General features: G+C 28.9%; 17 protein-coding genes. 9 read left to right on the top strand and 8 right to left on the bottom strand.

Features of this window, described 5'->3' with window-relative positions:
• Positions 1 to 38: 38 nt before the first annotated feature.
• The 3 genes from Q0731_RS08155 to Q0731_RS08145 form a co-directional block, all read right to left on the bottom strand.
• Positions 39 to 1,247 carry an NAD(P)/FAD-dependent oxidoreductase gene (locus tag Q0731_RS08155; protein ID WP_299062447.1) on the bottom strand — a complete coding sequence of 403 codons (1,209 nt, stop codon included), beginning with the start codon at positions 1,245 to 1,247 and terminating at the stop codon, positions 39 to 41.
• Entirely contained in the window at positions 1,244 to 2,173 is a 930-nt protein-coding gene (locus Q0731_RS08150; protein ID WP_299062444.1) for a GYDIA family GHMP kinase, read from the bottom strand. Before Q0731_RS08150 ends, Q0731_RS08155 begins: the two co-directional genes overlap by 4 nt.
• A 133-nt stretch (positions 2,174 to 2,306) precedes the next feature.
• The gene (locus Q0731_RS08145; protein WP_299062441.1) at positions 2,307 to 4,034 is read right to left on the bottom strand and encodes a hydroxymethylglutaryl-CoA reductase, degradative; all 1,728 of its coding nucleotides are present in this window, start codon (positions 4,032 to 4,034) and stop codon (positions 2,307 to 2,309) included.
• 288 nt (positions 4,035 to 4,322) lie between these two features.
• On the opposite strand from Q0731_RS08145, the gene Q0731_RS08140 reads away from it, so the two are divergent.
• The 6 genes from Q0731_RS08140 to Q0731_RS08115 all read left to right on the top strand — a co-directional run bounded on the left by Q0731_RS08140 (position 4,323) and on the right by Q0731_RS08115 (position 11,826).
• Positions 4,323 to 5,105 carry a prohibitin family protein gene (locus tag Q0731_RS08140; protein WP_299062438.1) on the top strand — a complete coding sequence of 261 codons (783 nt, stop codon included), beginning with the start codon at positions 4,323 to 4,325 and terminating at the stop codon, positions 5,103 to 5,105.
• A 168-nt stretch (positions 5,106 to 5,273) separates the two neighbouring features.
• Complete coding sequence (locus Q0731_RS08135) at positions 5,274 to 7,475, top strand: S9 family peptidase (protein ID WP_299062435.1); 2,202 nt, start codon at positions 5,274 to 5,276, stop codon at positions 7,473 to 7,475.
• Between the two features lie 10 nt (positions 7,476 to 7,485).
• Entirely contained in the window at positions 7,486 to 9,015 is a 1,530-nt protein-coding gene (locus tag Q0731_RS08130) for a peptide MFS transporter (protein WP_299062432.1), read from the top strand.
• Positions 9,016 to 9,065: 50 nt separating this feature from the next.
• Complete coding sequence (locus tag Q0731_RS08125; RefSeq protein ID WP_299062429.1) at positions 9,066 to 10,637, top strand: peptide MFS transporter; 1,572 nt, start codon at positions 9,066 to 9,068, stop codon at positions 10,635 to 10,637.
• Between the two features lie 86 nt (positions 10,638 to 10,723).
• Positions 10,724 to 11,242, top strand: a complete 519-nt coding sequence (locus tag Q0731_RS08120; RefSeq protein ID WP_299062424.1) for a DUF255 domain-containing protein — start codon at positions 10,724 to 10,726, stop codon at positions 11,240 to 11,242.
• 29 nt (positions 11,243 to 11,271) lie between these two features.
• The gene (locus Q0731_RS08115) at positions 11,272 to 11,826 is read left to right on the top strand and encodes a thioredoxin fold domain-containing protein (protein ID WP_299062415.1); all 555 of its coding nucleotides are present in this window, start codon (positions 11,272 to 11,274) and stop codon (positions 11,824 to 11,826) included.
• Here the strand turns inward: Q0731_RS08115 and Q0731_RS08110 are convergent.
• From Q0731_RS08110 to surE, 5 genes are all read right to left on the bottom strand, one after another.
• Positions 11,823 to 13,841, bottom strand: a complete 2,019-nt coding sequence (locus Q0731_RS08110; RefSeq protein WP_299062412.1) for a ComEC/Rec2 family competence protein — start codon at positions 13,839 to 13,841, stop codon at positions 11,823 to 11,825. The two genes, Q0731_RS08115 and Q0731_RS08110, sit on opposite strands and share 4 nt — an antisense overlap.
• Positions 13,842 to 14,264: 423 nt before the next feature.
• Positions 14,265 to 14,744 carry a C40 family peptidase gene (locus tag Q0731_RS08105; RefSeq protein ID WP_299062409.1) on the bottom strand — a complete coding sequence of 160 codons (480 nt, stop codon included), beginning with the start codon at positions 14,742 to 14,744 and terminating at the stop codon, positions 14,265 to 14,267.
• A gap of 1 nt (position 14,745) precedes the next feature.
• Positions 14,746 to 15,861 carry a lipid-A-disaccharide synthase gene (gene lpxB / locus Q0731_RS08100; protein WP_299062407.1) on the bottom strand — a complete coding sequence of 372 codons (1,116 nt, stop codon included), beginning with the start codon at positions 15,859 to 15,861 and terminating at the stop codon, positions 14,746 to 14,748.
• A 9-nt stretch (positions 15,862 to 15,870) separates the two neighbouring features.
• Positions 15,871 to 16,158 carry a hypothetical protein gene (locus Q0731_RS08095; protein ID WP_299062404.1) on the bottom strand — a complete coding sequence of 96 codons (288 nt, stop codon included), beginning with the start codon at positions 16,156 to 16,158 and terminating at the stop codon, positions 15,871 to 15,873.
• On the bottom strand, positions 16,146 to 16,916 hold the full coding sequence (surE, locus tag Q0731_RS08090; protein WP_299062401.1) for a 5'/3'-nucleotidase SurE: 771 nt from the start codon (positions 16,914 to 16,916) through the stop codon (positions 16,146 to 16,148). Before surE ends, Q0731_RS08095 begins: the two co-directional genes overlap by 13 nt.
• Before the next feature lie 301 nt (positions 16,917 to 17,217).
• Here surE and Q0731_RS08085 point away from each other — a divergent pair, with 301 nt between their 5' ends.
• The 3 genes from Q0731_RS08085 to Q0731_RS08075 all read left to right on the top strand — a co-directional run bounded on the left by Q0731_RS08085 (position 17,218) and on the right by Q0731_RS08075 (position 22,060).
• Positions 17,218 to 19,347: a carboxy terminal-processing peptidase gene (locus Q0731_RS08085; RefSeq protein WP_299062398.1), complete on the top strand. Its 2,130-nt coding sequence runs from the start codon at positions 17,218 to 17,220 to the stop codon at positions 19,345 to 19,347.
• A 128-nt stretch (positions 19,348 to 19,475) separates the two neighbouring features.
• On the top strand, positions 19,476 to 21,587 hold the full coding sequence (locus Q0731_RS08080; protein WP_299062395.1) for a cache domain-containing protein: 2,112 nt from the start codon (positions 19,476 to 19,478) through the stop codon (positions 21,585 to 21,587).
• A 26-nt stretch (positions 21,588 to 21,613) separates the two neighbouring features.
• Positions 21,614 to 22,060: a thioesterase family protein gene (locus Q0731_RS08075; RefSeq protein ID WP_299062392.1), complete on the top strand. Its 447-nt coding sequence runs from the start codon at positions 21,614 to 21,616 to the stop codon at positions 22,058 to 22,060.
• Positions 22,061 to 22,082 lie beyond the last annotated feature (22 nt).

The following is a 22,082-nucleotide window of genomic DNA, read 5'->3' as shown; positions in this document are numbered from 1 at the left end:
GTGATTTCTCCTGCGTCTAAATGACAAAACTGTACCTATTATTCTGCCAAAGCATTTGCACAGATAAAACCACCTGTCCAAGCATTTTGAAAGTTAAATCCACCTGTTACTGCATCAATATTTAAAACTTCGCCTACAAAAAAGAGGTTTTTATGTTTTTTACTTTCAAAACGTTTAAAATTTATATCTTTTAAATCAATACCTCCTGCAGTAACAAATTCGTCTTTAAAAGTAGTTCTACCATTGGCATTAAAAACTCCTTTTGTTAGTTGATTTGCTAAATTTTCTAATTTCATATTATTTAAATCTGCCCAATTTTGTTGTTTACTAATTCCTGCTGCAAGAACAAAACGCTCCCACAATCTTTTAGAAACTTCTGTAAAAGGCGATTTTAAAATAGCGGTTTTACGGGGTTCTTTCTTCTTTAAATTTAACAACACATTCAACACTTTATCTGTGGGTCTAGAAAGCCAATTAACAACTACATTGTATTGGTAATTTTTATCTGCCAAAATTATTGCACCAAAAGCAGATAACTTTAAAACTGCTGGCCCACTCATTCCCCAATGTGTAATTAACAAAGGGCCAGATGCTTCTAATTTTGTTCCAGAAATGGTTACTGTTGCATTAGGAACAGAAATTCCTAATAAATCTACCAATCTTTTATCATTGATATTAAAGGTAAATAAAGATGGAACAGGTGCAACAACTTTGTGATCTAAAGTTTCACACAGTTCCCACATTTTTTTAGAACTTCCTGCTGCAATCACTAATTTATCTGCTTCAAAATTTTCTTGTTTTGTACTTACAATCCATTTATTGTCTTGTTGGCTAACTGAATGTACACCACAATTTGTAAACACTTTAATTCCTAAATCATTCACAGCATTTTGAAAACAATCTATAATTGCCTGACTCGTATTTGCCTCAGGAAAAACACGGTTATCCTCTTCTATTTTTAATGGAACTCCTCTATTTTCAAACCACTCAAAAGTATCTCCTGTCATAAATTGATGAAAAGGACCAAGTAATTCTTTTTTTCCTCTTGGATAAAACTCAGTTAAATCCTTTGGAATAAAACAAGCGTGTGTAACATTACATCTTCCGCCTCCAGAAATTTTCACTTTTTGTAAAACGTCTTTTCCTTTTTCTAAAATGGAAATGTCTAAATCTGGGTTATTTTCTTTGGCATTGATTGCTGTAAAATATCCTGCTGCTCCTCCTCCAATAATTATTACTTTACTCATAATACCATTTCTTGATATGTAAGAATTGTTTCAAACCCTTTATTTTTAAAATATGCTGGTGTTTCTGGGTTTCCTGTTACTAAAACAAAATCTCCTCCCCAAGCTCCTAAACTTTTTATGGCTCCAAAATAATCTGGAAACAATCTTTCTTTTACTGGTTTAAGTTTGATAATGGAACTGATAATTTGTTCGTGTTCAAAGATTAAACCTTCAAATTCTTCTAATATTTCAACTTTTAAAAAAGCCTCAGAAATTTCTGAAATTCTCTTTATTTCTTTATCAAAATTAAGATTACTTTCTCTAAACTTTGAAATACCTTCTTTAGAATCTTGCTTTTGATTTAAGTGTACAAAAAATAAGTTTTCTTTAAAAGATGGATTAAATTCAACTTGAGTTACAACAGGTTTTTGATCTTTAATTTGATAAAAAATTGGTGTATTATTTTGGGCACAAGCAATATCATAGCCACTACCTTTAAAAGAATTCCAAAGCAATTGAAAAGCATCAACTTTTGCCCAAGATGCAATAGAATTTATTAAGGTTGATGAAGTGCCTAAACCCCAGTTTCTTGGAAAAGTAAGGTTGGTTTTCACAACAAATCCGTTTTCTGATGTTAAAAAGTCTGGATTTAATTTTTTTGCTTCTTGCAAAATACTCAACAACGTTTCTGCAATTATTTCTCCACTTCCTTCTTTATCAGAATTGAAGGTACAGTTTATCAAACGTAGTTTTTTTAAATCGAAAATAGCTTCAAACCAACATGCTTCTGTATGTGTAAAACTGCCCCAAATAATTTGAGGTTCTTTTATTTTTTCGATCACTAAATCTTGTCCAAATTTTGTGGGAATCGCCAAAGATTTTGCACCATCTAATACAAGATATTCTCCTGTTAATAATAGTTTTCCGTTTGAGTAATAGTTTTTCATTATATTAATTTGGCTAAAGCCAATTCTTTTTACATTTTTCCCAATAGGTTAAAACCCATTGCTATTCATAAACACATTGAATTCAAACTTGTTGAATAGCATCCAGCTTTAGCTGGATGAATAAATAAAATCATTAAATTAATCCAAATTGTTTAAAATGATGTGTAAAATGTTTTACATGAAATTTTTGCCAATATTGATAATCTAATTCTCCAAAAAAGGGATGATTTTCAGCTTTAGCTGTCTTAAAATGAAGTTTAAAACTATCAATCTGAATAAATAAATCATTAATGGCTTCACCAATAGAATTAAATTTCATTTCATTGGGTTCTTCAGATAATAAGGGTGCTTTAAAACCAACTTGCAATTCTCCTTGGGTATTTAAAAAAGGTTTTCTTCTTGCAGATTTTTCATCAGACACATAATAATCTGCATCCACTTTACCATTAGAAATTTGTAATAAAAAGCTTAAATGTTCAATCATTTGTTGCCCATTCATCTTTCCAAAAACGGGTTTTGTGTTTTTATTTATTTTTGATAATTGGTTTCTAATCAAATTCTTATCATAAAAATCCACCCAATTAATGGTAGGTTCTCTCAATTTATCAATTTGCTCTACAACAGCAGAATGTGTAACTGTTCTTTTATCAAAATAAGCAGTAATAATTGTTTTTTCTTCTTCGGTTGTGTTAAACTGATTCAGAATATTTTGCAAATGCATTTTCATGTGCCCATGCTGAATTCCTTTTGTTGTTAATGCTCTTAAAGCCGCAAAATTTTGTGCCAAACCTGCTGCTGCCATAATTTGCATTAAGGTTCTTGCAGATGGTTTTTGCAACATTTCTAAAGATAATTTTGCCATAGGATGTAAGGCTGTTAAACCTCCAACTGTTCCTAAAGCTAAAGGAATGTCAATCCAAAATTTAAAAATTCCATCATCAATAGAACAATGAGACAGACTTGAATATTCGCCAGAACGAGCAGCATAAGCATGTGCACCAGCTTCTACAGCTCTAAAATCGTTACCAGTTGCTAAAACAACTGCATCAATTCCATTCATAATTCCTTTGTTATGCGTTACTGCTCTGTAAGGTTCTATTTCTGCAATTTTTACGGCTTGGAAAAATTTTTCTGCAAATTTTTGAGGATTTTCGCCACCTAAATCTTCAATCTTACAACTTACTTCTGCACGAACTAAACATTCAGGAACGTAATTGGATAAAATGCTCATCACAATTTCTATATCCTCTTTTTCAAACTTTTTAGCAATCGCTTCTAAGCAAGAATTGATAAAATTTGCTCCCATTGAATCTTTCGTATCAAAAGTAACATGCAACTGATAATAATTAGCTAGTTTATCTGTTTTATCAACTAATTTAATCTCTAAAATTCCACCTCCACGTTTTTCCATATTTTTAGTAATGGAAGCCGTTGCAGCAAATAATTCTGTTTTATTTTTATTGAAATAGTCTTGTAAATCGTTTTTATCTCCTGCAAAAATAAAATGGACCTGCCCTATTTTTGTGGTTCCTAAAACTGTGGTTTTAAAACCACCTCTTGTACTCCAAAATTTACCCACCAAAGAAGCTGCAGCAACTACAGAGCTTTCTTCTACAACCATTGGTATTACATACGTTCTATTATTAATTAGAAAATTGGGTGCTATACCCATTGGCATGTAAAAATTAGAAATGGTATTTTCTATAAAATCATCATGCAATTGTTGTAAATCACTATTACTATTCCAATATTGTTTAATGACTTTTTTAGCTTCTAATTGATTCTGAAAATAATTTTCTACTAACCATGTAATCTTTTCTTCTTTTGTAAACTTAGAAAAACCAGCTATTTTTTTGCTCATGAAATGTATTGTAAATGAAAAGAACAAATATAAATCTTTCTATTTTAACTCATAAACTTATTAATCAAAGTCTTTTTTTTAAAATATTCAAAAATCATTATTATAAAAAATTAACAGGTAATTAGTAAATTAACAGTAGTAATTTCAATTTGTTAACAAACATTAACTAATTATATTCAAACCATAATCTTTAGTAATTATTTGATAAGAAATATTGATTGATAAAATCGCACAAATAAAAGTATTACTATTAAATTTGAATGGACAAACAATTTAAAATATATAATTATGAAAAATTTTGCAATATTAATTTTAGGAGTGGTTTTCTTATCTAGTTGTGCTGTTGTAAGACCAGGAGAAATCGGTATCAAACAAACTTTAGGTAAATTATCTAAAGATGTTAAAACTCAAGGAACTGTATTATATAACCCATTAACTAGCAAAGTGTTAATTGAATCTACAAAAACCAAAAATATTAAGTTGTTTTTAAGTTTACCTAGTAAAGAAGGTTTGAGTGTAAATTCTGAAATATCTATTTTATATAGACTTGAAGGAAATAAAGTTGCTTCTGTATTAGAAAATTTAGGACAAGACTATGAATCTGTAATTACAAGTGTTTTTAGATCGGCAGCTTCTGATGTTTGTGCACAGTTTTTTGCAAAAGACATGCACTCTGGTAAGAGATCTAATATTGAAAGTGAGGTTTTAAAAAAGATGAAAATTAATTTAGAAAAACAAGCAGATGGTATTGAACTAATCGCTGTTTTAATGAAACAAATTCAATTACCAGCTGGATTAGCAAATTCTATTGAAAGAAAGTTACAAGCTGAGCAAGATGCAATGCGTTTAAAGTTTGTTATTGATCAGGAAACATTAGAAGCAGAACGTAAAATTATTAACGCCAAAGGTGAAAGAGATGCTCAATTAATTATTGCAGAAGGGTTAACCTCTGGAATTATTAAATTAAAAGCAATTGAAGCTTTTAAAGAGTTAGCAAAATCTACAAACTCTAAAACAATTATTACAGATGGCAAAACACCATTAATTATTGGACAAGAAGAAGATAAATAATATCAAACAATAAAATTAAAAACTCGATAAATTAAATATTTATCGAGTTTTTTTTGTCTATTTATTTTAATAGATAGCTAAAAATTAAAATTGAGCCCCTTTCTTAGAGCACTTTGTATCTATTTTTTTCGTAAACTTGACAAACTTTTATCATATACTAAAATCTGAATGAAACCATTTTACATTTTTATATCAATTATTTTTTTTTCAAGTTTCAAAATAATTGCACAAACAAATGCTAAAAACACAAAAGAGCTCAAAAATATTACTTTAGATGAAATTTGGAACGGAACATTTTCTCCAGAAAGAATGAATTCTTTAAATTCCTTGAATGATGATTTTTATTCGCTGATAAATTACGACCGAAAAACAAGAGCAATCACAATAGATAAATACAGTTACAAAACCCTAAAAAAGGTTGAAACAATTGTAAATACTAAAGATTTAGAAGGTTTAGAGTACTTTTCTACCTATAGTTTTAACAACGATGAAAGCAAGTTGATATTAGGCACTGACTTTCAAAAAATATATCGCCGTTCTAAAAAAGGAACTTATTATAGCTATGATATTGCTTCTAAAAAGCTATCAAAAATTGGAGAAGAAATTCAAGAACCTATATTTTCTCCAGATAACAAAAATGTTGCGTACGCAAAAAACAACAATATTTTTATAAAAAATGTAGCTTCTAACCAAATTACCCAAGTTACTAATGATGGAAAAATAAACGAAGTAATTAACGGAATTACAGATTGGGTGTATGAAGAGGAATTTGCTTTTGTAAGAGCTTTTGAATGGAATAAAACCGGTACACATTTAGCTTTTTTACGTTTTAATGAAACTAATGTACCTACTTTTTCTATGGATATTATTGGTGCTGAAAACTACCCAAAACAGCAAGTTTTTAAATACCCAAAAGCTGGCGAAAAAAATGCGGATGTTACTTTACATATTTTCAACCTTTCATCAGAAAAATCAACTAAAATTTCTTTAGTTGATTATGAATACATTCCAAGAATAAAATGGTCTAATGATGCTTCAACTTTAGTTGCAACGACTTTAAATCGTCATCAAAATAATTTAAACTTATATAAAATAAATGCTACCAATTTTAAGGTTGATGTATTACTCAACGAAACTGATAAAGCCTATATTGACATTACAGACAATCTTACTTTTTTAGAAGACAACAGTTTTATTTGGACGAGCGAAAAAGAGGGTTTTAATCATATATACCATTATAATTTTAAGGGAAATCTTATCAACCAAATCACAAAAGGAAATTGGGAGGTAACTAATTTTTATGGATTTAGTAAGTCTAAAAAAACCATTTATTATCAATCTGTAGAAAATGGCTCTATGAACAGAGGTATTTATTCCATCAACTTAAAAGGAAAAAATAAAAAATTACTGAGTACTAAAACGGGTACAAACATTGCTGCTTTTAGTAAAAACTTCAACTACTTTATTAATACATATTCATCTGCAAAAACACCTCCAATATTTTCGTTGTTTTCTGGTGATGGAAAATTGATAAAAGAAATAAAAAACAATCATCAATTAAAAGAAAAATTATCTACCTACAAAATGAGTCAAAAAGAGTTTTCTACTATCAATATTAATGGAAACAACTTAAATATGTGGATGCTAAAACCTTTAAATTTTGATGAAACAAAAAAATACCCACTTTTAATGTTTCAATATTCTGGTCCAGGTTCTCAACAAGTTGCAAATAAATGGAATGGAAGTAACGATTATTGGCACAACATGTTGGCTCAAAAGGGAATCGTTATAGCTTGTGTAGATGGAAGAGGAACTGGTTTTAAAGGTGCAGAGTTTAAAAAATCTACATATTTAAATTTGGTAAAATATGAAACTGAAGATCAAATTGAGGCTGCAAAACAACTTGCAAAACTACCTTATATTGATAACCATAATATTGGTATTTGGGGATGGTCTTTTGGTGGACATATGAGTACAAACTGTATTTTAAAGGGAAATGATATTTTTACCACTGCAATTGCAGTTGCACCAGTTACTTCTTGGCGTTTTTATGATACTATTTATACAGAACGTTTTATGAGAACACCTCAAGAAAATACAAATGGTTATGATGATAATTCTCCTATAAATTATGCCGATAAATTAAAAGGAAACTATTTACTTATTCATGGAACTGGAGATGACAATGTACATGTACAAAACACATACAGAATGATCAATGCTTTAATTGAAGCCAACAAACAATTTGATATGTTTATAGTACCAGATAGAACACATAGTATTTACAAAGGAAAAAATACACGATTAAATTTGTTTACTAAAATGACTCATTTTATTGAAGAAAATTTAATTAAAGAACCAGCTAAATAAAAATAAATTTATGAGTATTAGTAATAAACTACCACATCAAAAAGAATTATTTGGACATCCTGTAGGTTTGTATGTATTGTTTTTTACTGAAATGTGGGAACGCTTTTCTTACTATGGAATGAGAGCTTTGTTAACATTATATTTAGTAGAAAAAACTACAGCAGATAACCCTGGTTTGGGTTGGTTAGATTCAGAATCTATAATGCTTTATGGTTGGTACACAATGTTGGTGTATGTAATGTCTATTCCTGGAGGAATGATTGCCGATAAAATTCTAGGACAAAAAAAAGCAGTTCTATATGGTGCTTTAACGCTAGTTGCTGGTCATGGTATTTTAGCTTTCGATCAAATATGGGCTTTTTACACAGGGTTAATTTTAATTATTTTAGGTGTTGGTTTGCTAAAACCAAACATTTCTACAATGGTTGGAGGTCTATACAAACAAGGAGATATTAGAAGAGATAAAGGATTTAGTATTTTTTATATAGGTATAAATTTAGGGGCACTTTTAGCAACATTTATTGTGGGTTATGTAGGCGAAAAAATTGGTTGGCATTATGGTTTTGGTTTGGCAGGTATTGCAATGTTATTAGGTTTAGTTGTTTATATGTATGGACAAAAATTTTTAATTAATGTAGGGAATAAACCTACAGAGGAAGAAAAATCTAACGATGTTTCTATTGTAAAATTATTTTCAGACTTATTAAAATCACCCTTAAACCTAACTATTGTTGGCTTGGTAATTGGTTATGGAATTTACGCAGGTTTAACCTATTCTAGTGTAGATAGTTGGGGTTATACTGTTCTATTTACTTTTATAGCATTAGTTGCAGGTATTATGATGATGATCTATAAAAACCTTGAAAATCAAATAGCTAAAGATCGTTATTTAGTTTTACTACTTTCCTTTTTAATCGTTATTGTATTTTGGGGTGCTTTTGAACAAGCAGGAGGTTTAATGAGTATTTATACAAAATCGAATACCGATAGAATTTTATTTGGCTGGGAGGTTCCTGCAACTTGGTTTCAAGGTTTAAATGCAGGATTTATTATTATACTGGCAACAACAATTGCAGGATATTGGGCCAAACGAAAGTTAAAAGGAAAAGAAGCATCGTCATTATTTAAAATGGCAATAGGAACTATAATAATGGGGCTTGGTTTTGTTTTTATGATTTTTGCAGCTGCAGAATATTCAGAAAAAGGAAGCTCTGCAATGCATTGGTTGGTTTTAGCGTACTTATTTCATACAATTGGCGAGTTGTGTTCATCACCAGTTGCATTGTCTTTTATCACAAAATTAGCACCTGTAAAATATGCTTCTTTAATGATGGGGGTATATTTTGCAGCTACAGGCTTAGGCAATAAAGTTGCAGGAGTATTAGGCGAAAAAGCTTCTGACTTTGGTGAATATGCCATTTTTTCTGGAATTACTCTTTTTACAGTTATATTTGGAATTTTGGTTATTTTATTATTGAAACCTCTAAAAAGATTAACTCACGGAACAGAAGATAACGAAAGAATAATACAAAATGATTAATTATTTTTTAATCAAAGAACAATTTTAACAAAAATTAAATTTATAGGATTATGAGTGCCTTAACAAAATATAAGTTTGAAGGAACAGCTATGAATAATCAATTATTGATGGGTCATCCATCAGGATTATTTATTTTATTTTTCACAGAAATGTGGGAGCGTTTTTCTTATTACGGAATGCGTGCCTTATTGGTTATCTTTTTAATTTCGTCTTTAACAGATGGTGGTTGGGCTTGGAGTAGAGAAGAAGCTTTGGGTTTATATGGAACCTATACAATGCTCGTTTATTTTACACCAATTATTGGAGGCATATTAGCAGATAAATTTTTAGGCTATAGAAATGCTGTAACAATTGGTGCTTTGCTAATGACACTTGGGCATGCAGCAATGGCATTTAATACTCCTTGGGGGTTGTATTTAGGTATTGGGTTATTAATTGCAGGAAATGGTTTTTTTAAACCAAACATTACTTCTATTATTAATGGTGTTTACAAAAATGCTCAGGAAAAAAAAGACGGTGCTTTTACTATTTTTTATATGGGTGTGAATGCAGGTGCCTTCTTGGGTATTATGTTATGTGGTTATGTTGGCGAAACTTATGGTTGGCATTATGGATTTGGTTTGGCTGGTATTTTTATGTTTTTAGGAATGTTACAGTTTTGGTTTGCACAGGGTATTTTTGGAAACGTAGGTCTAAAACCAAGTAAAGTACATGATTTATCTGACGCAATTGCTAATAAGGATAAAAAAAGCTATGATGATGTACCAGATAATGTGCAAAGAGATCGATATATTGTTGTTGGTATTTTAGCCTTTTTTACCGTTTTCTTTTGGGCAGCTTTTGAACAAGCTGGTGGTTCTATGACAATTTTTGCAAAAGATTACACAAACAGAATCTTAGAAGGAAGTGCTGCAAATATTTTTAGAATATCTAACACAATACTAACCATTGTTCCTTTAGTTATTATAACTTATGTTTTATTTAAATTATTTAAAATCACTTTTAAAGAATATGCTTTATCAAATGTTTTTTTAGGAATAAGCTTTATTATAATTTGGTTTGTAGTAATTGTGATGCTTAAAAATCAATTTAGTGAGGCTTCTACAGAAATACCAGCGTCTTGGTTTGGAATTTTAAACTCATTTTTCATCATTACATTTGCACCTTTATTCTCTAAAATATGGGAAAGTAAATACAATCCTCCTGCAACAGTAAAATTTGGTATTGGCTTAATATTACTAGGTTTAGGTTTTTTAGTTTTAGCTTACGGTTCTGCAAGTATTCCTCAAGGAGCAAAAACAGCATCTGTAAGTGTTATTTGGCTTATATTAGCTTATTTTTTGCATACTTTAGGCGAATTAAGTTTATCTCCTGTAGGCTTGTCTTACGTATCTAAACTTGTTCCTGGTAAAATGATAGCAATGATGTTTGGCCTTTGGTATATAGCTGTTGGTATGGGTAACAAACTAGCGGCTTCAATGGGTGGTATGATAGATAATATTACAACAGAATATGATATGAGTACCTTCTTTTTAATTTTTACAATTACACCAATTATTGCAGGCTTATTAATTATGGCATTAACACCTATTATAAACAAATTAATGCATGGTGTAAAATAATATATGCTAATAATTTAGAAAAAAAGGGCTAGCTTACTATTTTTCTTTTTTTGTAAATTCGGCATATATTTTGCGACTGTTAAAATATGAAACAACTTCTACTACTTGTAACAATTTCAGTATACTGCCAAATTACCAACGCACAAAAAAGTATTCAATGGATTTCTTTTGAAGAAGCAATTATTTTGAATAAACAAAAACCAAAACCAATTTTAATTGATATTTATACAGATTGGTGTGGTTATTGTAAAAAGATGGATCTAAACAGCTATACTAATAAAACAATTGCAAATTATATTAACCAAAATTATTACGCTGTAAAATTAAATGGCGAACAAAAAAAGGATATTATTTACAATAACAAAACCTATACATTTAAAAAAGATGGAAGACGTGGTTACCATGAGTTAGCTGCCACTTTAATGGAAGGGAAATTAGCATACCCAACAACTATTTTTTTATCTAAAGAAGAAAAAGTAATTGATATAATTCCTGGCTATATAGAAAAAAAAGCTGTAGAAAAAATGCTGACTTACTATGCTAATGAAACCTACAAAACAACAAGTTGGAGAAAATTTGGAAAAAACTTTAAAAGTAACTTATAAACTTAGTAGATAATTTAAGAAATAAAAAGATGAAAAAATCAATACTCCTTTTAGCAATTTTAACTTTTAGTATCCATACAAAAGCACAAAAAGTAAATTGGCTTACTTTAGAAAAAGCGTTAGAAATGCAAAAAGAAAATCCTAAAAAAATTATTATGGATGTGTACACAAATTGGTGTGGTCCTTGTAAAATGTTAGATAAAAACACCTTTCAAAACAAAGATGTTGCCACTTTTATCAATGAAAATTATTACGCAGTAAAATTTAATGGAGAAGGCAATGAAACTCTAAATTATAAAGGAAAATCTTACAACAATCCTAATTATGATGCATCAAAAGCAAATAGCAGAAACAGTTCTCACGGATTTGCAAGGTTTATGGGCATTAATGCATATCCAACCATTGTATTTATGAACGAAAAAGGAGATTTAGTAATGCCTTTAAGAGGTTATTTTGGCCCTAATCAGTTAGAAATGTATTTAAAATTGTTCAAAGGCGAAGCATATAAAAACATTACTACTAAAGAAAAATTTGAAGCTTACAGTAATGCATTTAAGCCAGAATTTAAAGTACCTGCAAATTAGTATTTTAGAATAAACGCTCCTTTTATACCAGTATAATAAAAAGGGATTTTGTTTTGAAAACAGATACTTTCCCAACGAATTATATCACTTTTATAATTAGAACCATCTGCAATAATTTGCGATGGTTTTATTTTTTGTATCAATCTTGATACATTTATTTTTGGTGAATATTGCAATACTACAATTGGATTTACCAAGCCAGAAACAGCATAAACACCTAAACTATCTACTAACAAAATTTCTTTTTTTGAGCACTTTATTAAGTTTTTAAACTTCGTTTGATGAACCTCATTCACACCTTCTATTATCTTGTAAGATTTGATACTATTTTCATTTTTAAATTGCAAACTATCTAAACTATGTTGTAAAAAAAGTTGTTTTCCAATTCTGTTTCCAATTAAAGTATGACTGCTTTTATGAAAAATAATAATTTCTTTTTTTGATTGTTTTTCATTCGATTCTAACAGAAAAACACCTTGAATTAAAACTATAGAAATTAAAAAATAGATCATTTTTTTGGCTGATACATTCATTAAAAAAAGAATCCCTAAAAAAGTAAAAACATAGCAACAAATCATAAAATTGAATGAGATTGAAATCTCTTTAAACAAGAATTTTTCTTGATGAGAAACCCAACTTACAAAACCATTCATCCAAGAAATAATTGTTCCGTAAAAATTGGCTAAAAATTGAGGCAAAATATTTAAAAGTGAAGTAATAATTACAAAAACTCCACCAATTAAAATAGCACCTAAGAAAGGAATAATAACCAAGTTTGAAGCTAAAAACAAACCAGGGAATTGATGAAAATAATAAATACTTAATGGAAATATGCCTATTTGTGCAGCTATTGAAACTGAAAATAATTCCCAAATTTTCTTATCAATTAAAAACCTTGGAGTGTAAAGTTTGTACAATTTTGGTTGTATCCAAAGTATGCCAAAAACAGCTAAATAACTCAATTGAAAACCTACATCAAACAGAAACATTGGCTGTATCAATAATAAAAAAAACATTGAAGAAATAAATGAAAATTCAACTACGTTTTTTCTTTTAAAAGACAATCCAAAGGCTAAAAAAGTAAACATGGTCACTGCTCTCACTACTGATGCAGACAAACCTGCAATAAATGCAAACATCCATAATAAAAAAACAATGAGTAGCATTTTTAAAAATCGACCATATTTTATGCTTTCTATCGGTTTCAAAAGAAATGATAAAATCAACATTAATACACCAATGTGCAAACCTGAAACTGCTAAAATATGAATTGCTCCTGCTCTTTGGTAATCTGTAATTAATTCTTTAGAAATATCTTGTCTTTGTCCTAACAATAAAGCGTTGATTACTGCTAATTCATCAGCTTTAAAATTGTGTTTTTTGAGTGATTTTTGAACTTGATTTCTAAATTTGGCAGACCAACCAAACAGTGTTCTTTCTTTAGAGTTTAGTGTTAAAAACTGACTATTTTCTATAAATATCTGATGATGAATTCCTTGTTTTGCTAAATATGATTTGTAGTTAAATTGATGTGGATTTAAAGGTAGCGTCAACTCACTTAAAACAGGTTTTAAAAGTAGTTTAGCATCTACATTTAGAACTTTAAAAACAGTGTCTTTTTTAATATTCAAAAGAATTGTTCCTGTTGTTTTTTCATCATCAACATTAAGAACTTTGGCTTCATATTTTTGATGATAATTCCCCGATTTTAAAACTTTATGAATCTGTAAAACTACTAGTGAATTTTCTTTTAAATGATGCTTATAAAAAGATTCGTAATTACGGTCATCATTAATGTAAACTGATGAAACTCCAATAAAAAAGAATAATATTAAAGAAGTGAATGTTCTAAAAATGTTGTTTTTAACAAACAAAATCAACAACGTTAAAAAACCTAACAATAAGATTGTTTCACCAAAGTTAAAATACCAAAAACACGTAAAAAACTGGAGGCATATTCCAAAAACACCAAGCACAACAAAGTGCAAGGGCAAGTAATTCAGTAACCTTTTCATAGCATGATAAAGTTAATGAAAATAAGTTTAATATTGTAACAAGATGAAATTATCAATAAAAAGTCATCAATTACCTGTATAAAGTTTTAAAAAAATTACCTAAAATGGGTGTTAGAATTTGGCTAAAGCCAATTTGAAATTTAACATTTCTTTTCTTTGGATAAACCCAAAGGCTTTTCTAGGCAAACTCATACTTTTACATTGCCACGAATTCACAAATTTTTAATCCTCAATTATTTTGAATAACTATTTTCAACTTTAATTTCACAAATAAAAACCTTTGGTTTTCTAAATTTGTGAAATTAATTTAGACTAAATCATAGAATAATTCGTGAATTCGTGGCAAAATTTTAAAGCCTTTAAATAAATCCACAGACTATTTAAAGATTCATAAAAAAAAATGAATGAAAATTAATGATATAGTTATAAAATACTAGTCGCTTTTACAAACGCATTTTTCCAGTACTTTTCTGATAAAGTAGATACAATAACACCTCTTGAAGTGGATGCATGTACAAAACGTATTTGTCCGTTTTTATGAGAAACCACCAAGCCAACATGGTTTATAGTATTACTATTTTTGTTCGTTTTAAAAAAAAGTAAATCGCCTTTTTTAACATTACTTACAGCAACTTTTCTTCCTGCTTTTGCCATGTTTCTAGAAACTCTTGGCAACTGAACATTTTGACTTCCATAAGCAACATAAATTAGCCCAGAACAATCCATTCCTTGCCTTGTTGTTCCTCCATATTTATATGAAACACCTTTATATTGAAGAGCATTCGTAACTATTTTATCAACTTTAGTTGTGTTATTTTTATTGGCTTTTACAACACTTTTAGAGGATGAACAAGCACTCATTACAAATGAAAAAACAATAAATAAAAACGCTACATTTTTCAATTTATATTTTTTTTAAATCGTTAACAATTTGTTGAGCTACATTTTGAGAAGCTCCTTTTCCTCCTAGAATTATTTCTAATTCAAAATACTCTAAAAACAACTTTTCTCTATAAGAATCATCTAAAATATTGGTCAATGCTGTTTTTAAGTTTTTCTTGTTAAAATCATTCTGAATCAATTCTTTAACCACTTCTTTATCCATAATTAAGTTTACCAAAGAAATAAACTTTAGCGTAATAATTCTCTTTGCAATTTGATAAGAAATAAAGCCTCCTTTATAACAAACAACTTGTGGTACTTTAAACAATGCCGTTTCTAAGGTTGCAGTACCAGAACCAACTAAGGCTGCATAAGAAATACTTAACAAATCGTAAGTTTTATTGTTGATAAAAGCAACGTTTCTGTTGCCAATAATATTTTTATAAAAATTAAAATCTTGACTTGGAGCACCTGCAATTACAAATTGATATTCAGAAAAATCATCCATTAAAGATAACATTACAGATAACATTTTTGTAATTTCTTGCTTTCTACTTCCTGGTAAAAGTGCAATTATTTTTTTATCGTCTAAACAATGTTCTTTTCTAAAAGCAATTTCACTTACTTGTTTTCTATCTGCAATGGCATCAATTAAAGGATGCCCAACAAACGCTACATTATAATTGTATTTTTTGTAAAATTCTTTTTCAAAAGGTAGTATTACAAACATTTTATCAATGTCTCTTTTTATTGCTTTTACTCTGGTTGCTCTACTTGCCCAAACTTGAGGAGAAATGTAATAATTGGTTTTAAAACCTGCTTTTTTAGCCCATTTTGCAATCCGTAAATTAAAACCAGAATTGTCTATAAAAACTACTACATCAGGTTTAAAATTTTCAATATCTTTTTTACAAAACTTTATAAAAACCAATAGTTTGTTTAGGTTCATTAAAACTTCAAAAAAGCCCATAAAAGCTCTTTCTTTATAATGACTTACTAAAGTACCACCAACATTTTTCATTAAATCTCCACCCCAAAATTTAATCTCAGCATTTGCATCTTTTGTATACAATGCTTTCATTAAATTTGATCCATGTAAATCTCCTGAAGCCTCACCTGCAATAATATAATATTTCATATTTTTAAGTTAGAAAAACTTTAAAACTAAGGTTGTTAACGCAATTAAAATAGTAACCAATAAAACTCCTTTTGCACAATTGTCTTGTTTCTTTTTGATAAAAATAAAGAAGACAAATAAATTAGGAATTGCCGCTAAAGAAATTACTTTTCCATATAATTTTCCTTCGATAATTAAATCAATCGTTTCATAAAATCCATATCTAGAGATATATTCTAAATACACAAAAATGCCTCCAAAAGTTGCAAATAGAGAGACAAAAACTCCAATTAAAACATTCTTAACTACAGTTCCCAAGCGTTTAATTTTTGAATCATGTGATGTGCAGTCATATCAAACTGAACAGGTACTACAGAAACATATCCACTTTCTAAAGCAAATACATCTGTATCTTGCCCTTTGTCTTTGTTTACAAACTCGCCAGAAAGCCAATAGTATTCTTTACCCATTGGGTTTTTACGTTTGTCAAAAATTTCTTTCCAATACCCATTTGCTTGTCTACAAATTTTAACGCCTTTAATTTCTTCTTTATTTAATTTAGGGATATTTACATTTAAAACAATACCTTCAGGAATTCCGTTTAACAAAGCATTTAAAGTAATATTTTTAATATATTCTTCTGCTGGTTTAAAATCTGCGTGCCATTTGTAGTCTAATAAAGAAAAACCAATGGCAGGCACACCTTCAATTCCTGCTTCAATAGCTGCACTCATTGTACCAGAATAAATAACACTTATAGAAGAGTTTGCCCCGTGATTTATACCAGAAACACACAAATCTGGTTTTCTATTTAAAATTTCATTAACTGCCATTTTTACACAATCTGCTGGTGTACCAGAACAGGTATATTCTAACTGAGGTCCCTCATCAATAGTTATAGGATTGCAAGTTAAAACATTGTCAACAGTAATTGCATGTCCCATTCCACTTTGTGGGCTATCAGGTGCAACAACAACTACCTCTCCTATTTTATTCATGATCCTAATTAAAGCTCTTAAACCAGGAGCAGTAATTCCATCATCATTTGTAATTAATATTAAGGGTTTATCTTGCATACTTGTCTGTTTAAAATTCAAAAAAAAAGATAGATTTCAGTTTAAATACTAAAGTCGATATTTTGAATTATTTTAAGCAAATATAATTGATTTTATACGATTCGTTTTTAACATTTTGTAAAGAATGAGTTTTTACTTTTTTACGTAACATTGTATAAAAACAGTCTTTTTACAGATAATGCAAAGAGTACTATCAGAAATAAAAACAAAAAAAAGAGATACTTTAAAATTTTGGCACTATTTTAGTAAACTTATTAAAGTAGAAAAGTAATTATAGAATAAGAAAAACGACTAAAAGTTTATGAAAATTAAATATAAAATTACCCTATTACTATTAACTATTCTTGTATTTGTAAACAGTATAGAAACCAAAGCAGCTGATTCTGTTATCAATACAGATCCTGAAAAAGATAAAATATTAGTTTATATTCTTAGAAATATTCTTACTCGTAGCCATTTTGTTGTAAAAGATATGAATGATAATTTTTCTGAACATGTTTACAAAGAGTTTATAAATGGTTTAGACCCTAGTAAAAGATACTTTACTCAAAAAGATCTTAAAGATTTTTCTGTTTACAAATATAAAATTGATAACCAATTGTTAAATGAAGACCTTTCTTTTTATAATTTAGTTTATGGTAGGTTTATTGATAAAATTAAAATAGCAAAATCTCTTTACGAAACAATATTAAAAAAACCATTCAACTTTAAAGACAAAGAAACGATTGATGTTGACTATGAGGAAGTACCATTTGCTAAAAATGAAAAAGAATTGGTAAATTATTGGCGTAAACAATTAAAATTAAGCACCTTAATAAGGATTCAAGATAAAATTGAAAAGCAAAAAAGTAAAGTAGAAAAAGATAAAAATTACAAAACAAAAAACTTTGCAGAATTAGAAAAAGATGCACGTGCAGAAGTTCTTAAAAACATGGACGAGCTGTATGTTAGAATTGAAGAGCTTGAGCATGACGATTGGTTTTCTACCTTTTTAAACAGTGTTGTAAGTGCTTTTGATCCACATACAACTTATATGGCACCAAGTATAAAAGAACGTTTTGACCAAGATATGTCTGGTAAATTAGAAGGAATTGGAGCCAGATTACAAAAAAAAGGAATTTATACAGAAATTTTTGAACTGGTTTCTGGTGGGCCTGCTTGGAAAGAGGGTAGCTTAGAACCTGGTGATGTTATTTTAGAAGTTGCACAAGGAGATAAAGAACCTTTAGATATTGTTGGTATGCGTTTATCTGATGCTATAAAATTTATCAAAGGAAAGAAAGGAACTGAGGTTAGACTAACCGTTAAGAAAAAGTTAGATGGTTCTCAAAAAATTATCTCTATCATTAGAGATGTTGTAGAATTAGAAGAAACGTTTGTAAAATCTAGTATTGTAGAAAAAGATGGTAAAAAATACGGAATTATAGATTTACCAAAATTCTACATTAGTTTTGATGAGAAAGACTATAGAGATTCTGCAAAAGATATGGAAAAAGAAATTGAACGTTTAAAAAAACAAAACGTTACTGGCTTATTAATAGATTTAAGAAATAATGGTGGTGGCTCTTTAAAAACAGCCATAGAAATTTCTGGTTTATTTATTGACAAAGGTCCTATTGTACAAGTTAAATATAGAGGCGAAAAGCCAATTATAAAAAAAGATACAGATCCTAAAACACAGTGGAAAGGAGCTGTAGTTATTTTAGTAAACGAATTTTCTGCATCTGCATCAGAAATTTTTGCTGCTGCAATGCAAGATTATAAAAGAGCTGTAATTATTGGAGGAAACCAAACTTATGGAAAAGGTACTGTGCAAAGCATAATGCCAATTAATAGGTTTACTAAGTATGATAAAGACCTTGGTTATATTAAAATGACCATTCAAAAATTTTACAGAATTAATGGAGGTTCTACACAGATAGAAGGTGTATATTCAGACATTGCATTGCCAAATAGATTTAGTTATATGAAATTTGGAGAAAGAGATTTAAATGGTGCCCTGGTTTGGGACAAAGTAAAACAGGCTGATTATGTACAAACCAATTCTTACCAAAATTTTTCTGAAGTAATTAACAACAGTAAACAAAGAATTGCTAACGACTCAAAATTTAAATTGATAAATGAATATGCAAAATGGTTAAAAAAGAAACAAGACAAAACTTCTTATTCTTTAAACTATAAAATTTTCTCTGAAGAAAATAAATTAGAAGAAAAAGGTGCTGAAAAATTCAAATCGGTTTTTGATTATAAATCAGATTTAACTTTTAATTCTCCTGATTATGAAATACCACTTATTAAAAAAGATTCTGTTTTAGGCGATAAAAGGATTGCATGGCATAAAAACTTATCTAAAGATGTGTATGTTTATGAAGCTTTAAATGTTTTGAGTGAATTAAAAATCAACCCTAAAAACCAATTTGCAAAAGATTAGTTTTTTTATACATAATTAAAACAGCCTGATACTATGTTTTCATATGATCAGGCTTTTATATTTAAAAAAATCTTTTTTAAGTATCTTAGCTCAAAATCCTCTGCTTTAGAAAATCTAAAAACACAATTATGCTTAAAAGAATCTTTTACTTTATTGCAATTGCTCTTTTTTTTGGATTGATATACAACACCTATGAGTTATACACCTTTAAAAAAGCACGTAATAAATTTGTAGCAGAAAAAGGGTTAACAACCATGAATTCTCTTAAAAATCAAGTAGATACAATTTTAATACAAATTGTAAATGAAGGTACTAAATTGGCAAAAGATTTTGGTTCTAATACCTATACAGAAAATCAAATCCTAAGCATTCTTAAAACCTCTTCTAAAAAAATTACTGCTTTACAGGGCATTACTGCTTGTTATGAACCTTATGCTTTTTCTAAAGATAAAAAATTATACTGCCCATATTACAACAAAGGAACTAACAGCACAATACAAGTTGGTAAAAGTTACGATTATACAGATAAAACTTTAGAGGGCACAGCTTGGTATACAGATATTAGAGACCAAGGTGCAAAATGGGTAGAACCTTATTATGCCAAAGCTGCAAAAGATTGGTATATTGACTATGGAATTCCTTTTTACCATCAAACAGGACCAAACAAAGGTAAAGTTAAAGGAACAATTACCATGAGTTTTGTAACTAGCGGATTTAAAAACCTGATCCTTTCTCTTAGTTTAGGTAAAACTGGTTATGGAATTATTACCTCTAAAGAAGGCACTTATTTATCACATCCTGTAAACGATTACATAGGTAAAATCGATATAAAAACCATTAGTAATTCTCTTGAAAATGAAACCTTAAAATTTGCGTATCAAAATTTACAAGCAGGAAAAGCTGGAAACGTAGAATTTCAATCTGCTAATGGCCAAGATACCGAACTTTTTTTTTATGATAAAATTCCATCTAATAATTGGGGAATTGGATTGTCATTTTCTAAAAATGAACTTTTAGGAAACAATTCTAACCTAAACAAACGTTATATTAAATTAGCATTACTTTTATCTGCTTTTTTTCTGATGATGATTGCCATCTATTTCAATAAAGATTATTTAGATAGACAAGAAATATGGCAACTTAGCATACTTGCAACCATTTTACTAATTTTTAATATTTGTTTAATTGGCTATTTACAGCATACAGGAAGTAGAAAAATTAATACAACAGAAAGCCCTGTAATATCAGACCTAGCTAGTTTAAGTAGTTTTGTAAATCAACAAGAAACACGACTTGAAAATTTAAAACAACCTAAAAAAACAAGCGTTCCCACAGGTATTTTTATTGAACGGATGGCTTTTGAAAATAGTTATAATGTAAACATTTCTGGTACAATTTGGCAAAAATATCCTTTAGAACTAGTAGACAAAGTTAAAATTGGTTTTCGATTACCACAAACTTCGCCTTTTGCAGAAGCCTCATTTATTGAAGAAACTTATAGAAAAGAAATCAAAGGAATTTCTGGCACTGATGATTATTTATTAGTTGGATGGGATTTTAGAGTAACCCTACAACAATACTTAAACTACACCAATTTTCCGTTTGATAAAAGGCATATAAATCTTGAAATTAGTCCTATTGATTATGAAGATCATTTAATTTTTACTCCAGATTTAGCAAGTTATGAGTTTACCAATCCTACCAAAAAACCAGGTTTAAACCCAAAAATAAAAGTATCTGGAAACAACATTATGAAAAGTTATTTTAACTATTCTATAGCCTCTTATGATACCGATTTTGGTTTTAGTGATAAAACATTGTTTGAAGAGGTACCAACTTTGCATTTTAATATTGAATTAAGACGTATTCTATTCAACACTTTTGTAACGTATTTAATTCCCATTTTTGTGGTTTTAATTATGATGTTTATTCTATTAATTGCTAGTGGAAAAACAAACGAAAGACAAGGTATTATTGAAGCTATGGCTGCATTTTTCTTTGTACTAATTTTTTCACATATTGATATGAGAAGAGAAATTATTACAGCAGATTTAATTTATATGGAATATTTTTATTTTGTAACCTATTGTATGATTATTCTTGCTACCTGGAATCTTATTACTTATGCCAAAAGTAAAGTTGTTGTTTTTGATTATAATGAGAATCAACTTTTTAAAGCAGCTTATTTTCCGGTATTTTTCCTTTGTATTTTAATTATTACTTTGGCTAAATTTTACTAAAACAGTACTTAAAAAAAATCTAAAAAATGAGTTTTAAAGTTACCTTCGCAACAAAATGGGCAGATTTTGATCCTAACAGACACATGCGTCACACAGCTTATAATGATTATGCTGCAGAAGTAAGAGTGCGTTATTTTAAAGATCAAAATTTTTCTATAGAAGAATTTACAAAACACAATATTGGTCCTATTTTATTTACAGAAGAAACTTCTTTTAGAAAAGAAATTCATTTAGGAGAAAATATTACTGTAGATTTTAAATTGGCAGGCTTGTCAAAAAACGGAGAACGTTGGAAAATTATACATCAAATTTTTAATGAAGCTGGTCAATTATCGGCAATTGTAAAAGTATATGGAGCTTGGATTGATTTATCAAAAAGAAAACTAACAACTCCACCAAAAACTGCACAGCATTTATTTGACGCCGCAGAAAAAAGTGAAAATTTTGAAGAAATAATATTGACAAAAAAATAGAAACTACAAGAAACCTAATAAA

Origin of the sequence: uncultured Polaribacter sp. (genome assembly GCF_947497695.1) — a bacterium.
Classification (GTDB): domain Bacteria; phylum Bacteroidota; class Bacteroidia; order Flavobacteriales; family Flavobacteriaceae; genus Polaribacter.
This window is presented reverse-complemented; position numbering and strand designations above follow the sequence as displayed.

Bases quoted from the DNA above. Each gene is read 5' to 3' on its own strand.
- Q0731_RS08155 (WP_299062447.1), bottom strand. From the start codon at position 1,247: ATGAGTAAAGTAATAATTATTGGAGGAGGAGCAGCAGGATATTTTACA.
- Q0731_RS08150 (WP_299062444.1), bottom strand. From the start codon at position 2,173: ATGAAAAACTATTACTCAAACGGAAAACTATTATTAACAGGAGAATAT.
- Q0731_RS08145 (WP_299062441.1), bottom strand. From the start codon at position 4,034: ATGAGCAAAAAAATAGCTGGTTTTTCTAAGTTTACAAAAGAAGAAAAG.
- Q0731_RS08140 (WP_299062438.1), top strand. From the start codon at position 4,323: ATGAAAAATTTTGCAATATTAATTTTAGGAGTGGTTTTCTTATCTAGT.
- Q0731_RS08135 (WP_299062435.1), top strand. From the start codon at position 5,274: ATGAAACCATTTTACATTTTTATATCAATTATTTTTTTTTCAAGTTTC.
- Q0731_RS08130 (WP_299062432.1), top strand. From the start codon at position 7,486: ATGAGTATTAGTAATAAACTACCACATCAAAAAGAATTATTTGGACAT.
- Q0731_RS08125 (WP_299062429.1), top strand. From the start codon at position 9,066: ATGAGTGCCTTAACAAAATATAAGTTTGAAGGAACAGCTATGAATAAT.
- Q0731_RS08120 (WP_299062424.1), top strand. From the start codon at position 10,724: ATGAAACAACTTCTACTACTTGTAACAATTTCAGTATACTGCCAAATT.
- Q0731_RS08115 (WP_299062415.1), top strand. From the start codon at position 11,272: ATGAAAAAATCAATACTCCTTTTAGCAATTTTAACTTTTAGTATCCAT.
- Q0731_RS08110 (WP_299062412.1), bottom strand. From the start codon at position 13,841: ATGAAAAGGTTACTGAATTACTTGCCCTTGCACTTTGTTGTGCTTGGT.
- lpxB (WP_299062407.1), bottom strand. From the start codon at position 15,861: ATGAAATATTATATTATTGCAGGTGAGGCTTCAGGAGATTTACATGGA.
- surE (WP_299062401.1), bottom strand. From the start codon at position 16,916: ATGCAAGATAAACCCTTAATATTAATTACAAATGATGATGGAATTACT.
- Q0731_RS08085 (WP_299062398.1), top strand. From the start codon at position 17,218: ATGAAAATTAAATATAAAATTACCCTATTACTATTAACTATTCTTGTA.
- Q0731_RS08080 (WP_299062395.1), top strand. From the start codon at position 19,476: ATGCTTAAAAGAATCTTTTACTTTATTGCAATTGCTCTTTTTTTTGGA.
- Q0731_RS08075 (WP_299062392.1), top strand. From the start codon at position 21,614: ATGAGTTTTAAAGTTACCTTCGCAACAAAATGGGCAGATTTTGATCCT.